This window comes from Marivirga tractuosa (assembly GCF_042140215.1).
GTDB classification, from domain to species: Bacteria; Bacteroidota; Bacteroidia; order Cytophagales; family Cyclobacteriaceae; genus Marivirga; species Marivirga tractuosa_A.
In genome coordinates, this window is record NZ_CP159478.1 from 3,659,760 (window position 1) to 3,672,965 (window position 13,206).

Sequence of the window (13,206 nt, forward strand, 5' to 3'; positions counted from 1 at the left end):
AGCCTTAGATAAAACCCAAACCCAGATTACCAATCAGGCTTTCCCGAATCTTGCTTTTTAGTAGCTTTCTTTCTTAGCTGCTGAAAATATTGCGATTCTTTATTTCTTAATGCTTCCAATATCATTTGGGCTTTTTCCTCAGAAATATTCATCTCATCCAATTTCTGTTTTGTACTCGGGCTCATCTCTTGCTCCTCTCCGTCCTTTTGCTCCTCACCTTCCTTTTGTTCTTGCTGCTGTTGCTGCTCCTCTTGTTCTTTTCCTTTCTCTTGCTCACTTTGCTCTCCATCTTGCTGCTCAGCATCGTCTTTTTGTTGTTGATCTTCAGCTTCCTGATCCTCCTGACTTTTCTCTTGATTTTCGTCTTGCTGTTGGTTTTCAGAATCTTCACTTTCTTTGTTTTGCTGATCCTTATTCTTCTGATCCTGCTTTTCTTGATCCTTTTGATCTTGATCTTGGTTCTGATCCTGATCCTGATTTTGCTTTTCCTGCTCCTGCATTTTCTTTTTCAACAACTCATAGTTGTAGCGGGCTTTATTATTGGTAGGATCCGTCTTCAAAGCTTCCTTAAAAAAAGAAAGTGCACTTTCATATTCTTTTTGCATTTCAGAAAGATTTCCCATCTGCAACATAGCTTTTGATTTTAATTGAGGATTTGAAGCATCCGCAACTCTTCTATAAGCATCAAAAGCATTAACTGTATCCTTTAATTGAAAATAGGCATGTGCTCTATACAACTCCGCTTCTGGACTTTCATAATTCAATGAATCTAGAAGATAAGAATAGTGCTCTACTACCTTTTCGAAATCACCATTAGAAAAGGCTTCTTCTGCTCTTTCCTTAGCCGCATTGGCTTTGGCTATTTTCCCTACAGGATCGATAGCCGATAACTGAAAAGAAGTAAATAATCCGATAAATATGATTACAATATTCTTCATATTTTAATGATTTTAAGTGTGGTCACTAAATCTAAGATTAATAAAATTATAGCTGCCATCAAGAAATAAAAATATTTATTAGCTGATACATCAACAGTTTTTGCGTCTTTTAATTCCCCTTCAATATTGTTAATTGTAGAAATTAACCTACCTACTTCGTTATCACTTTTGTTAATTTCAAAATATTCTCCATCCGTTTGATCAGCTAGATCCTCTAATGAACGAGAATCCAATTTTGTGATGATATCATTTCCGCTTTTATCTTTTCTAAAACCTCTTCGTGTTCTGATTTTACTGCCCTCTTCCGTTCCTACACCTAATGAAAATAAACGGATTCCTGAATCATTGATTTTGGAAACTGCACCTCCAGTATCATCCCCGAAATCTTCCCCATCGCTAATTAAAATAATGATTTTAGATTTCTGTTGAGTAGAAGGAGCATCTTCGGAAGTCAATTTTTCATGAGCCATATTGAGTGCACCACCAAAATCCGTGCTGCTACCCGGCACCAAGCCTGTATTTAAGGTTTCAATAAATAAATTCAGTGCATTTTGGTCGTAAGTAAGCGGACATTGTACAAAGGACTCGGAAGAAAATATTAAAAGCCCAATTCTATCAGAGTTGAAAGCATCTACTATATTTTTCAATTCATATTTGATTTTTTCTAACCTTGAAGGTGCCACATCATTTGCGTCCATGGAAGCAGATAAATCTACTGCTATCATTATATCTTTCCCTACCGCCTTGATTTCCTTTTTATCATCCCCAAAGGAAGGCCCCAGAAGTGAAACAATCAATAAAGCAAAAATGGCTGATCTCAAAAGAAATTTTGGTAGGATATTAGAGTAAGCCTGACCAACTCTTTTGGCTACAGTGAATACCCTATAAGTATAAGCCAAATAGAGCACTAAAAAAATGATGATAAATATAATCTCTTCCGCCCCGAGGGAGTGAATCCAAGTCATAGATTTTAATTTTTACAAAAATATAAAAGCAATCGTAAAGGGCAACGATGATTGCAGCTAAGATTCATAAAACGGAATAAAGATTCGCTTGTTATGTTTTTTGTAGTTTTATATCGCTTTGATGTATGCGTCAGACGGTTCTAACCGTCAGACGCTAAGCAAGAGGTCTGCAATTCACGGTCTGACGGGTTTCAAATATTATCTTTAAAGCATAAAGCTCCCCAAATGCAAAAATAATATAACAATGCTCTAATCCCGTCTGACCGTTTTGTGGCTAAAGTGTTTGATGTAAGATTAGTCTGTGATATATGCGTCAGACGGTGAAAACCGTCAGACACTGAGCAGGTGTGGTCTTTTATTGAAAGATTAATTTACTGGCTGACAGTAAGATGAAAAATATCTCGAAAAAAAGTTAGATTTATTTTGATTGCGATTTGGTATACACGAAAAACTTCCTTTATATTTGCATCACTTTTCGGAAACGAGGAGGGGATTTGAGTTAAAAACCCGGAGAGGTGGGTGAGTGGCTGAAACCACATGTTTGCTAAACATGCGTACGTGTTAAAGCGTACCGGGGGTTCGAATCCCCCTCTCTCCGCCAGAAGTTCTTATAAAAACTGTTTGCTCGGAGAAGCTAAATTACCAAAATTACAAATTGTAATTTCGGAGATAAGTTTTCAAGAGTTCTTTAAACAAAAAAGAGATTAACAATAAAATCTCGGGGTGTAGCGTAGCCCGGTATCGCGCCTCGTTTGGGACGAGGAGGTCGTAGGTTCGAATCCTGCCACCCCGACTAATAAAGCCTTATACGTAATGTATAGGGCTTTTTTTATGCTTCAAAGTGAAAATGAAAAATATCTCGGGCAGGATGAGATTATTATTAACTCATTACTTCTTAAGAATTATTGATTAGCATCATAATAATTTAATTCATTCGACTTCTTAAAGAATTCAATATACAATAGCCAATCGAATAGTAAAATCAATACAATACTTAATAATACAAACACAGTAATTCCACTACCAATGGAAAAGCTTTTCATCTTCACTATAATATCCTTATAAAATTTTTATAATATTTTTATAATATTTTTCTTAAAAATTTTTAATAGTCAACTATTCAATTTATCATTGTGATATAAAAGAGGATGTCTGTGACACCCTCTTTTAACTACTACTGCTTTAGATACTTATACACTTCCCAAATGAAGTGTAAGATCCCTAAAGCTTGTGCTACTGTCGATAGCACATCAACTAAAGTGTACATGAAAATTATATTTAAGTGTCACTCAATCGCACTAACCTATGGACTCACCCTTCATAGGTTTTTTTGTTGAGCTTACATCAAATATAGACCGATTAAAATAATTACGCAAGCTTGAAAAATTACCAACTTCTTATTGTGGATAAGTGTTTAAATTACTGTATATCAAATGTTTATACACCTATATATTAAAAAATATTTAATTATTTATATAGTTTAGAAGTGAAATATTTTTTTACAAAACTTTTCCACAAGTACAAGCAAGCTAAAATAGTGGGTTTCGGTCAAATTCATTAACTATTTTTCATAAAACATGAATTATGTTTCCATTATTTTCCGTTTATATTCATATTTTTCTAAAATAAATCAAATATAAATAAAGCAACACAAGCAAAATAAGCAAGCGTAACAAGCATATAACCACCTATAACACTTATCAATTAGATATATTTATATGTTTTGCTTGCTTTTTTATAGATTTCTTAAATCACTCTGCTTTATATTTATTACTCTAATCCTGCGTTTTTATTTGCACGTTCTTTAGTTAATTGATTTTTTAGCTGATTCTTATTTCATTTCTAATGTTTTCATTCCTAGTGTGATCTAAAAAGCATTTATCTAGACCTATTTCCAAAACATTAGACCTGAATTTTATTTAAAGCTCAATAATTTAAGTTTTTATGAGCTATAAAAATATTTTTATAGCTCATTAATTCTAATCTAATGAAAATTTATATCAATTGCTCTCTTCATATTTGGCAAATAAGTCCTATCCTACTTAAATTCGAATAAAAATCTTTATGCCAACTATTCAAAAAACCTTCCAGCTTCGCCCCTTCCCTCGCGGATTTCATTTAATAGAAAGAGAGATTGAAGACCATATGCCTCAGCTGAAAGATATCAAAGCGGGAATTGCGCATATTTTTATCCATCATACTTCTGCTGGGCTAACCTTAAATGAAAATGCCGACCCCACCGTAAGAGGAGATTTTGAAAGACATTTTAATAAAATGGTGCCAGAAAACATGGATTATTACCAACATACCCAAGAAGGGCCGGATGACATGCCTGCCCATATTAAAGCTTCCCTTTTGGGAAGTTCAGTAAGTGTGCCTATACAAAACGGCAAACTACTAACTGGAACTTGGCAAGGCGTTTATCTATGTGAGCATAGAAACCATGCAGGTGGTAGAAAAATTACGATTACGGTAATAGGGGATTAAAATCTGCAGCCCTAAGTTTAGATGCTATTGATTTTCAATTAGATTATTTTTGATTTCAGGATTTAGTTTAGTCAAATCTTTTGAGAAGGATATTTTATCCTTAGGTGAAATAAGCATACTATCTAATTTACCATATTTGTTTACCATATTTGATTTCAATTCTATCAAATGATGGAGCTGGTGAGGATAGGATACTGTTCGTCTTAGAAATCTCCTTAATATCCTTTATATCAATTGGTTTAAATGAAAAGAATCCAAATTTGATTTTTAACTGACCATTTTCAATGGTATATGATGTATTAAAAAACAAATACACTATAAAGCCATAAAGAATAATGGGGAATACCATTTTAACAAAAATGCCTTGTCCCAATCCATTTTCGATTAGGACAAATATAAATAGTAGCAATCCGTATGATACTTTAGAAGGATATTTCTTTTTCATTTTTTTATTTATAGTAAGCTGTTATGAATAAATTCTACACAAGGTAAAAAACAATCGCTTAATCTATAAAGATAATTTCTTCAGTTTCTTGGGTAAAAGTTTCTCCTGATTCTAAAGTTGCTGTTACGCTAAAGCTTGCCTTTTGATATATGCTGTCATATTCTAAAAGTGATAAGCGGAAAAGATCATATTCGCTTACATTAGATTTTATTTCAATAAGCTCTTCTATATTATAATTCTTAGATTCAGTTTTGTTCACAAAAAGATCAGTAGCATCTTTTCTTTGAGTAGAATCTTCTGAATTTATCATCATAATACTTAATTCTTCAACATAATCGGGATAAATTGGATCGGGGCCGCAATCCAAAGCTTTTGCAGTATTTAACCCAAAATTTAATAACACATTTGCGTGTGTTATCTGCCTTTCTTCATGAAGAAATGAAATAAATAACCTAAAATTTTCTTTACGAACTGAGTCTTCAATAGGAGTTAACTCATCATTGACTTCAGAATTTAATCCTAGGTTCAAATCTGTATAAACCATTTCTATTGTCGGGCCAGGGTTACAATTTCTATCACAGGACATCAAGCTTTGAAAAATAAATCCAGCAATAAGTATTGAAATTGTTTTTCTCAGCATAATCAAGGTTTTAATAATAGACTCTTTTCAGAATTAGATGGTTGTAAGCCTTAAATAATCATTGATCAACTATAGTTCGAAAAGTAAGATTTACTCGTGGTGAAAAAATCTTTTTAGTTGGAGGTAATCGATGGAGCCAATGGTTCTGAGTGGTACCTTTCATGACCAGTAAACTTCCATTTTCAAGCCAAACCTCCACTTTTTCTTTGGAGTCTTTATGCTTAAAAGTGAATTTTCGTTCTGCACCAAAACTTACTGAGGCAATTGCTCCATTCTTCTTCAAGTCTTTCTCGCCATCACTATGCCAGGCCATACCCTCTTCACCTGAATGATATAAATTCAATAAGCATGAATTATAAGTTTCACCAGATTTACGCTCTACCTCCTCCTTTATTCTTTGTAAAGCAGCTGTCCAGGGTGTAGCGTACTTAGTCACTTTTGAATAAGTGTAAGAAAATGGCTTTTGGGCATACCAAGCCACCTTACGTTTGGTAATGATTTCTTTACCAAAAATAATGGCTTTATCATGTTCCCATTCTATTTTATTTAAAAGATTGTTGTAGAAATAAGAAGACTGTTCATCATTGAATATTCGTCCATGATATTGAACTTGTCCATCGTAGGGTAAAAGGTTTTTGTTTGGATCAAAAGGCTCATCAAATAATTTCATTTTTTCAATTCCACTACAATTTCATTTTTTCTATTGAAAACCTCATAAGGTGCATTATATCCAAAAAAATAGAATTTATTGGTATAATAAATACCCTCCAATTCTAATGCGTTTTTTAGTTTGTCTTTATATTCTTCAATTTTTTTGTCATTCGCCCAACCCCCGAAAGAAATTGCAGCCATTCTTTTTGAGGGCTCCTCGCGAAATTCTATACTAGATTGATTGGGCTTTGGAAGCTTGGATTTCTCATATTTTTGAGGCACTAGAAACATCATGGTCATTGAATCTTCCAAAGACATACTAACAGGAGATGTCATGGATATTTTTTCATTTTCTTCGTTACCACCAAAAATATATCCGGCCAAAATAGAAAATCCTTTACTGGATACGTCCTTATAGTTACCACTTGGAAGCTTAACTGAGGTAAAAAGTCTAGACTCATATGTCCGGATTTCAAAATCTTCATACTTTTTCTCCACCTTATATGGATAAGTTTCAATCTTATTCTGACTACCCATAGCAAAAAGCTGAACTACAATAAAGGCTAATAAAATAATACCCGTTACTATTAAAATAATTTTCATTTTTTCTGTTGGTATGTTTTATATTACATACCGTTTCGTTTAACGATAAATCAGAATTCTCAGTTGTGTTGAAGAAATTAAAGTAACCAAATGTATATCAAATAATTACATCAATCCAATGGCACCAACAAAACGGGGATCTTGGATTCTTTTATTATCTCTTCAGAGGTGCTTCCCATAAATGCTTTATAAAGAAAATTATGATCATGATGACCAGTTATGATAAGATCAGAATTGAGTTTTTCAGCTTCTTTAATTATCATCTCAACAGTAGCGCCTTGCACCAATAGGCCTTCTGCCCTAACCCCTTTTGCTTCCAATTGTTGCGCATAATCCTGCAATAATTTATGCTCAGCTCGCAAATCATCTGCTCTGGTATCTCTAATGTATTGTGGCCCTACATCATAACCCACAAAATCAGGATCGGGCGCTGCAATATGCACCAGCCATATTTTTGCATCAAAAGCTTTAGCAAATTCATAAGCTTTATCCATCAAAAAAGCTTCCTGCTCATTAAAATCTATAGAAACCAATATATTTTTCATAGCAACACAGTTTATGATTTTACAATACTCCCTTATTTAAGTTTACGATTTCTTGTAGGAAAAGATAGAATTTAGACTTCAATCTACTACTAACTCAATGCTAAGTGCGCCATATTCTTCATTGGGAGAGTCGGTATGAATTTCATAGGTATAGTTACCGTTTTTCAATGGAGTTTCTCCAACATAATCGATAGGTTGTATCCTGAGAATGTTTCCATTAATTTCTAGCTTACCATAAGCATAGCGATATGCAGTCTCAAATACTTTATAATCTGAATTGTTTCCAGACTTTAATTCGCCAAAATTAACATCACCAGTGGTGGTATTGATAATAATATTTTCATAATCATAGATACTGGTATTAGCTAATCGTATATTAATAGCTGATTTATTGATATCACTTTCTGAACAGCTACTAAATATTGTGATAAGGGCGAGTAATATTAGCATGTTTTTCATACTTAGAATACACATACTTCATTTTTATGGTTGCATTAAAATAAGCTTGGGCAGAACAATCATATCAAATGCTAAACAAAAAAAGCCGGCTATACCGGCTTTTTTGTCTATTGTAATCTGTCAATTATCTATTTTTTAGCTTCTAGCTCCAGTCTGATTTGCTCATCCTACATCCATAATCCCTCATCCTACGCTTTAGCTAACCCACTCTTTCACATCATCCGGGCTTACACTTGGAATATCCAATTTCATTTTCTTTTTCAAACCTGAAATTTGGTGATGCAATTTGGTATGCTTGGTTTCTTTCAATTCTTCTACCGTTTTAATGCCCGCTTCCATCACCACTGGAGCCCATTCTTTAGGCACTCCTGCTGCTACGAAATCAGCTTCTGTGGCTACTTTTGCTTTCTTCTCCGGCTTCATTTGCGGGAAGAACAATACGTCTTGTATGGAATTGCTATTAGTCATAATCATACTCAAACGATCAATTCCAATACCCAAACCTGCTGTTGGCGGCATTCCGTATTCCAAAGCACGCAAGAAATCTTCATCCAATACCATGGCTTCGTCATCGCCTCTTTTACCTAATTCCAACTGCTCTTCAAATCTTTGACGCTGGTCAATTGGGTCGTTCAACTCAGAGAAAGCATTACAGATTTCTTTTCCATTACAAATGGCTTCGAATCTTTCCACCAAACCTTCTTTTGTTGGGTGCTTTTTCGCCAATGGAGACATTTCAATTGGATAATCTGTGATGAAAGTCGGTTGAATCAGTTGCGCCTCGCATTTCTCACCGAAAATCTCATCAATCAGTTTCCCTTTACCCATAGAATCATCAACAGGTACATGCAGTTTTTCTGCAGTTTTTCTTAACTCCTCTTCATTCATTTCAGAAATATCAATACCTGTAAAATGCTCAATGGCTTCATACATAGTATATCTTTTCCAAGGTCTCTGGAAATTGATGATATTCTCCCCTACTTTCACTTCTGTAGTTCCGTGAATGTCCATGGCTACTTTTTCGACCATTTCCTCCACCAAATTCATCATCCACTGATAATCTTTGTAGGCCACATACAATTCCACCTGTGTAAATTCCGGGTTATGGAACCTTGACATGCCTTCATTTCTGAAATCCTTTGCGAATTCAAAAACGCCATCATAACCACCTACAATTAATCTTTTCAGATAAAGCTCATTGGCAATCCTTAAATATAAAGTCATATCCAAGGTATTGTGATGCGTTTTAAAAGGACGAGCAGCGGCTCCACCATAAAGTGGCTGTAGAATAGGCGTTTCTACTTCCAAATAGCCTTTACCACCTAAGAAATGACGCATGGAATTCACCAATTGTGTTCTTTTCTTGAATGTATCGCGAACTTCAGGATTCACAATCATGTCCACATAACGCTGACGATATCTTTGTTCAGAATCCGTGAAAGCATCATATCTTTTAACATTACCCTGCTCATCCGTAGTTTCTTTTGTGATCGGCAAAGGCCGAAGTGATTTGGTCAGAACCGTAAGCTCTTTCACATGAATAGAAATCTCTCCCACCTGAGTAGTGAAAACATATCCTTTGATTCCGATGATATCACCGATATCCAATAATTTCTTAAAAACAGTATTGTAAAGCGTTTTATCTTCATCTGGGCAAATTTCGTCTCTATTTACATAGATCTGAATTCTTCCTGTGCTATCTTGAATTTCAGCAAATGAAGCTTTCCCCATGATCCTTTTGCTCATGAGGCGTCCTGCAATGCTTATATTTTTATAATTCAGCTTATCGCTCTCATAATTTTTCTTAATGTCCTGAGCGGAAACATTTACATCAAATGACTCTGCGGGATAAGGATTAATCCCCAGATTCGTTAATTCTTCCCTACTTTTTCTTCTTTCTATTTCCTGTTCGCTTAAATGCATCATTTTTTGCTAAAATTTGTGATATCTGTCCAAAGTATTGGATACAAAGTGCAAAGATATGTTAAGTCTATTTAAATTAGATATTTCTGACTAAGAATCTGCTAAATGTCTTTTTAGGATGATAAAAGGTAGCTTGAACATTTTGTCTTTTGTCAACCGTCTATTGGTAAGCGATTTCCGGTCTGACCTGCGGTACTGACCTATGTGCTATCATACTACATCCATCATCCTTCACCCAATTTCCATATTTTGAGACCGCGTATCTACTATTTTAATCTGCAAAGATAAGGGAAAGTATGGTAATTTTTGATAATTAAACACTAGATTCTAGAGCCCAATAACTTGGTATAAGATGAAAGATATTCACTCTGAATCAGTAAATTGACAATTGACAAAATAAGCCTTCGGCTTATTCAGTTGATAAAAAGTTCCTAATCCTCCTTCCACTCAATATTTAAGCACAATAATGGATTAGAACATTTTGTCAACTGTCTACCGTCAACTGTGTGTTTTGTGGATTATTCCCAATTCCGGTCTGACCTTCGGTACTGACCTAAGTGCTATCACCCTACATCCATCACCCAACTTTCCTACTTCCATCTTCTAACATTACATACCGCCAATCCCCCGCCAGCTGGCGGGCTAGGGGGCTTAACTCTTCCTCCTCTCTTCTTTCCGTCTCTGAATCTCTTCTTTAATCATGGAAAATTCTCTGCTGCTTTGCCCTGCCACTGAAGTATTTTCTTCAGCTCTTCTGAACAAATATGGCATTACTGATTTTACTGAACCATAAGGTACATATTTGGCTACATTATACCCCTTATCTGCCAAGTTAAATGAAATATTATCACTCATCCCATAAAGTTGAGCAAAAGCAACTCTTTCATCATTTGGTTTAATGTCATGTTTATTCATCATATAAGCTAAAAAATAGTTACTGTACTGGTTATGTGTTCCGTTGAATACATATATCTTTTCTAAATTTTCAATACAATATTCCAAAGCTGAATTGTAGTCAATATCTGTTCTTTCCTTTGATATTTGTATAGGATTTGGATAGCCCATTTCTTCTGCTCTGTCAGCCTCTTTTTCCATATAAGCACCTCTTACTAATTTGGCTCCAATGTAATACCCCTTGTCCATTGCTCTTTTATGTGCTTTTTTAAGATTTTCATACATATCTGCTCGGTACATTTGGTAGGTATTATAAATAATGGCAGTTTCTTTATTATATTTTTCCATCATTTGATAAACTATCTCATCAATAGGATCTTGTAGCCAGCTTTCTTCAGCATCAATCAATATTCTAACATTATTGTCATAAGCTGCTTTACATATTTTTTCTATCCTTTCCTTATCTTTTTGATGGATTACTTTCTCTTTTTCAGTCAGTTCTTTACCAGCTTGAATTTTCGTGAAGATTTTACCTAATGATACTCCTGAAGGTTTGAAAACACAAAATGGTAGATTATCATCATTGGCTGCACGATCAATAGTCTTTAGGACTTCATTCATTGTTTTGTCAAATCCCTTCTCGGTTTTAGCACCTTCAACTGAATAATCTAGTATAGTTCCTATTCCGTGAGAAGACAATTCATCGATAGTTCCTTGACTATCTTTAATAGAAATTCCTCCACAAAATTGATCGTATACGGTCCAATAAATAATTTTGCTTATCGGCAAATGCAAAGCAAAGCCTAATTTCACAAAAAATTTACCAATTGCTACTAACCATCCTTTACCCATCAGAGAGAAAAGCCAATATGCTTTTCTTAATTGTTTATCTGACTTACTAGTAAATGCAATGGATACATCATCAAAAATCGGGTTTGTAGTTACTTCCATAAAATTATATTAAGTCCGCAAATATAAGGAAAACGAAGTCACTTGCTTTTTGTTAAATTGATTAACTTGCAACTTTTTATAAAATATTTATGAAGATTAAAAATTGGTATTCAGGCGGTAAACCTTGGGTGATAGCGGGACCCTGCAGCGCGGAAACAGAAGAACAACTTTTAGAAACCGTTGAGCAGTTGGTTAAGAATGGATTCACCACCATTAGAGCAGGTGTATGGAAGCCAAGAACTCGACCAAACAGCTTTGAAGGAGTTGGGAAAGTAGCTTTTCCATGGATTAAAAAAGCAAAATCACTTCATCCCCACATTCAATTTGCAATTGAAGTAGCTTCAGCTGAGCATGTGGAATTAGCCTTGAAAAATGATATCGATATTCTATGGGTAGGTGCTCGTACCACTGTCAATCCATTTAATGTGCAAGAAATAGCTGAGGCAGTTAGAGGGGTAAAAGACAAACCCATTTTAGTGAAAAACCCCATTAATCCGGATTTGGCATTGTGGATGGGTGCTTTAGAAAGATTTGATGCAGTAGGCATTGAAAAATTAGGCGCAATTCACAGAGGGTTTTCTACATATCAGGAAAGCATTTACAGGAATATTCCGCTTTGGCAGATTCCAATAGAATTGAAATCTCGCTACCCTGAGTTGCTCTTGATAAACGATCCTAGTCACATTGCAGGAAAAAGGGATCTGCTTTTTGAAATTGCTCAAAAAGCCATGGATTTGCAGTATGATGGATTAATCATAGAATCCCATCGTTCACCAGATGATGCTTGGAGTGATGCAGCTCAGCAACTGACCCCGAATGCTTTAAAGGAAATGCTAAGCCACATTAAAATCAGAGAAAAAAGTTTTCCCAATAAAGATTTTAAGAATGAATTAGAGGGCATAAGAGATCAAATTGATGAAACCGATAAGGAATTATTGGAAGTTTTATCGAGACGGTTGGAACTGGTTAAAAAAGTAGGACAATATAAAAAGGATAAAAATGTTGCTATATTTCAACTGGAACGTTGGAATAAAATAATTGAAAACCGTCCTTTATGGGGCAAAAAGCTGAATTTGGATGCTGAATTTGTGAAATCCATCTATCAGGACATTCATGACGAATCCATAAGAATTCAAACTGACATCTATAATAATGAGGAATAAAAAGAAAGTTTACACGCTAGGACCTAAAGGTTCATTTCATCATCTAGCTTGTGTTGAATATTTAGGAGGGCAACAAGAAATTGAGTTTTGCGAAAGTTTTGCCGGAGTTTTTGAAGCGGTTAGAGCAGGTCATTTGGGCTGGATTGCATTATATAACAGTTTAGCTGGCATAGTTGAAAATCATGAAGCTGAAATCGAAAAGAACTTCACTTTGTTGGATGAAATGGATTATGAAGTAAAATTATGTATTTGTTCAGCCCCGGGAACTAAACTAAAGGATTTAACCAAACTCTATTCACATGAAAAAGCTTTTGGGGAAAGCAAGCGATTTATATCTGAAAAATTACCCAAAGCTGAATTAATTAAATGCTCGAGTACTTCACATGCGGCTCAGAAAGTGGCTCAAGAAAAAGAGCAAAATTCGGCTGCGATATGCCATGCAGAAACTGCTAAATTTTATGGATTGGATATTTTGGCTAATATTCCGAACAAACGAAAGAATGAGACTAGTTTTGGGTTGTTTGCGGGCTAAGAAAAGTTAG

Annotated in this window: 13 protein-coding genes and 2 tRNA genes; 5 read left to right on the top strand and 10 right to left on the bottom strand. The window is 34.8% G+C overall.

Annotated features, from left to right (window positions below; all coding sequences use genetic code 11):
* Positions 1 to 26: 26 nt before the first annotated feature.
* The gene (locus tag ABWH96_RS16325; protein WP_375578577.1) at positions 27 to 938 is read right to left on the bottom strand and encodes a hypothetical protein; all 912 of its coding nucleotides are present in this window, start codon (positions 936 to 938) and stop codon (positions 27 to 29) included.
* The gene (locus ABWH96_RS16330) at positions 935 to 1,903 is read right to left on the bottom strand and encodes a VWA domain-containing protein (RefSeq protein WP_375578578.1); all 969 of its coding nucleotides are present in this window, start codon (positions 1,901 to 1,903) and stop codon (positions 935 to 937) included. Before ABWH96_RS16330 ends, ABWH96_RS16325 begins: the two co-directional genes overlap by 4 nt.
* Before the next feature lie 509 nt (positions 1,904 to 2,412).
* On the opposite strand from ABWH96_RS16330, the gene ABWH96_RS16335 reads away from it, so the two are divergent.
* The 3 genes from ABWH96_RS16335 to ABWH96_RS16345 all read left to right on the top strand — a co-directional run bounded on the left by ABWH96_RS16335 (position 2,413) and on the right by ABWH96_RS16345 (position 4,390).
* Positions 2,413 to 2,504, top strand: a tRNA-Ser gene (locus ABWH96_RS16335).
* Between the two features lie 118 nt (positions 2,505 to 2,622).
* Positions 2,623 to 2,696: transfer RNA gene (locus tag ABWH96_RS16340), tRNA-Pro, on the top strand.
* Positions 2,697 to 3,967: 1,271 nt separating this feature from the next.
* Positions 3,968 to 4,390: a secondary thiamine-phosphate synthase enzyme YjbQ gene (locus ABWH96_RS16345; protein ID WP_375578579.1), complete on the top strand. Its 423-nt coding sequence runs from the start codon at positions 3,968 to 3,970 to the stop codon at positions 4,388 to 4,390.
* Between the two features lie 127 nt (positions 4,391 to 4,517).
* Here ABWH96_RS16345 and ABWH96_RS16350 read toward each other — a convergent pair whose 3' ends face one another.
* The 8 genes from ABWH96_RS16350 to ABWH96_RS16385 form a co-directional block, all read right to left on the bottom strand.
* A complete protein-coding gene (locus ABWH96_RS16350) occupies positions 4,518 to 4,835 on the bottom strand; it encodes a PH domain-containing protein (RefSeq protein WP_375578580.1) in 318 nt (105 codons plus the stop codon).
* Positions 4,836 to 4,893: 58 nt separating this feature from the next.
* Positions 4,894 to 5,475 (bottom strand): hypothetical protein, encoded by a 582-nt coding sequence (locus tag ABWH96_RS16355; protein ID WP_375578581.1) that lies wholly within the window; start codon positions 5,473 to 5,475, stop codon positions 4,894 to 4,896.
* Between the two features lie 58 nt (positions 5,476 to 5,533).
* Positions 5,534 to 6,145: an alpha-ketoglutarate-dependent dioxygenase AlkB gene (locus tag ABWH96_RS16360; RefSeq protein WP_375578582.1), complete on the bottom strand. Its 612-nt coding sequence runs from the start codon at positions 6,143 to 6,145 to the stop codon at positions 5,534 to 5,536.
* Positions 6,142 to 6,729, bottom strand: coding sequence for a heme-binding protein (locus tag ABWH96_RS16365; RefSeq protein ID WP_375578583.1), 588 nt, complete (start codon positions 6,727 to 6,729; stop codon positions 6,142 to 6,144). Before ABWH96_RS16365 ends, ABWH96_RS16360 begins: the two co-directional genes overlap by 4 nt.
* A gap of 110 nt (positions 6,730 to 6,839) precedes the next feature.
* Positions 6,840 to 7,274: a universal stress protein gene (locus ABWH96_RS16370; RefSeq protein ID WP_375578584.1), complete on the bottom strand. Its 435-nt coding sequence runs from the start codon at positions 7,272 to 7,274 to the stop codon at positions 6,840 to 6,842.
* A 78-nt stretch (positions 7,275 to 7,352) separates the two neighbouring features.
* Positions 7,353 to 7,724 (bottom strand): hypothetical protein, encoded by a 372-nt coding sequence (locus ABWH96_RS16375; RefSeq protein ID WP_375578585.1) that lies wholly within the window; start codon positions 7,722 to 7,724, stop codon positions 7,353 to 7,355.
* A gap of 204 nt (positions 7,725 to 7,928) precedes the next feature.
* Complete coding sequence (lysS, locus tag ABWH96_RS16380) at positions 7,929 to 9,656, bottom strand: lysine--tRNA ligase (RefSeq protein ID WP_375581494.1); 1,728 nt, start codon at positions 9,654 to 9,656, stop codon at positions 7,929 to 7,931.
* A 651-nt stretch (positions 9,657 to 10,307) separates the two neighbouring features.
* The gene (locus ABWH96_RS16385) at positions 10,308 to 11,501 is read right to left on the bottom strand and encodes a proline dehydrogenase family protein (RefSeq protein WP_375578586.1); all 1,194 of its coding nucleotides are present in this window, start codon (positions 11,499 to 11,501) and stop codon (positions 10,308 to 10,310) included.
* Between the two features lie 89 nt (positions 11,502 to 11,590).
* Here ABWH96_RS16385 and ABWH96_RS16390 point away from each other — a divergent pair, with 89 nt between their 5' ends.
* Positions 11,591 to 12,664: a chorismate mutase gene (locus tag ABWH96_RS16390; RefSeq protein WP_375578587.1), complete on the top strand. Its 1,074-nt coding sequence runs from the start codon at positions 11,591 to 11,593 to the stop codon at positions 12,662 to 12,664.
* Entirely contained in the window at positions 12,654 to 13,196 is a 543-nt protein-coding gene (locus tag ABWH96_RS16395; RefSeq protein ID WP_375578588.1) for a prephenate dehydratase domain-containing protein, read from the top strand. The genes ABWH96_RS16390 and ABWH96_RS16395 overlap by 11 nt, the downstream gene beginning before the upstream one ends.
* Positions 13,197 to 13,206 lie beyond the last annotated feature (10 nt).

Coding starts and splice junctions, on each gene's coding strand:
- lysS (WP_375581494.1), bottom strand. CDS start 9,656: ATGCATTTAAGCGAACAGGAAATAGAAAGAAGAAAAAGTAGGGAAGAA.
- ABWH96_RS16385 (WP_375578586.1), bottom strand. CDS start 11,501: ATGGAAGTAACTACAAACCCGATTTTTGATGATGTATCCATTGCATTT.
- ABWH96_RS16390 (WP_375578587.1), top strand. CDS start 11,591: ATGAAGATTAAAAATTGGTATTCAGGCGGTAAACCTTGGGTGATAGCG.
- ABWH96_RS16365 (WP_375578583.1), bottom strand. CDS start 6,729: ATGAAAATTATTTTAATAGTAACGGGTATTATTTTATTAGCCTTTATT.
- ABWH96_RS16360 (WP_375578582.1), bottom strand. CDS start 6,145: ATGAAATTATTTGATGAGCCTTTTGATCCAAACAAAAACCTTTTACCC.
- ABWH96_RS16355 (WP_375578581.1), bottom strand. CDS start 5,475: ATGCTGAGAAAAACAATTTCAATACTTATTGCTGGATTTATTTTTCAA.
- ABWH96_RS16345 (WP_375578579.1), top strand. CDS start 3,968: ATGCCAACTATTCAAAAAACCTTCCAGCTTCGCCCCTTCCCTCGCGGA.
- ABWH96_RS16350 (WP_375578580.1), bottom strand. CDS start 4,835: ATGAAAAAGAAATATCCTTCTAAAGTATCATACGGATTGCTACTATTT.
- ABWH96_RS16375 (WP_375578585.1), bottom strand. CDS start 7,724: ATGCTAATATTACTCGCCCTTATCACAATATTTAGTAGCTGTTCAGAA.
- ABWH96_RS16395 (WP_375578588.1), top strand. CDS start 12,654: ATGAGGAATAAAAAGAAAGTTTACACGCTAGGACCTAAAGGTTCATTT.
- ABWH96_RS16330 (WP_375578578.1), bottom strand. CDS start 1,903: ATGACTTGGATTCACTCCCTCGGGGCGGAAGAGATTATATTTATCATC.
- ABWH96_RS16325 (WP_375578577.1), bottom strand. CDS start 938: ATGAAGAATATTGTAATCATATTTATCGGATTATTTACTTCTTTTCAG.
- ABWH96_RS16370 (WP_375578584.1), bottom strand. CDS start 7,274: ATGAAAAATATATTGGTTTCTATAGATTTTAATGAGCAGGAAGCTTTT.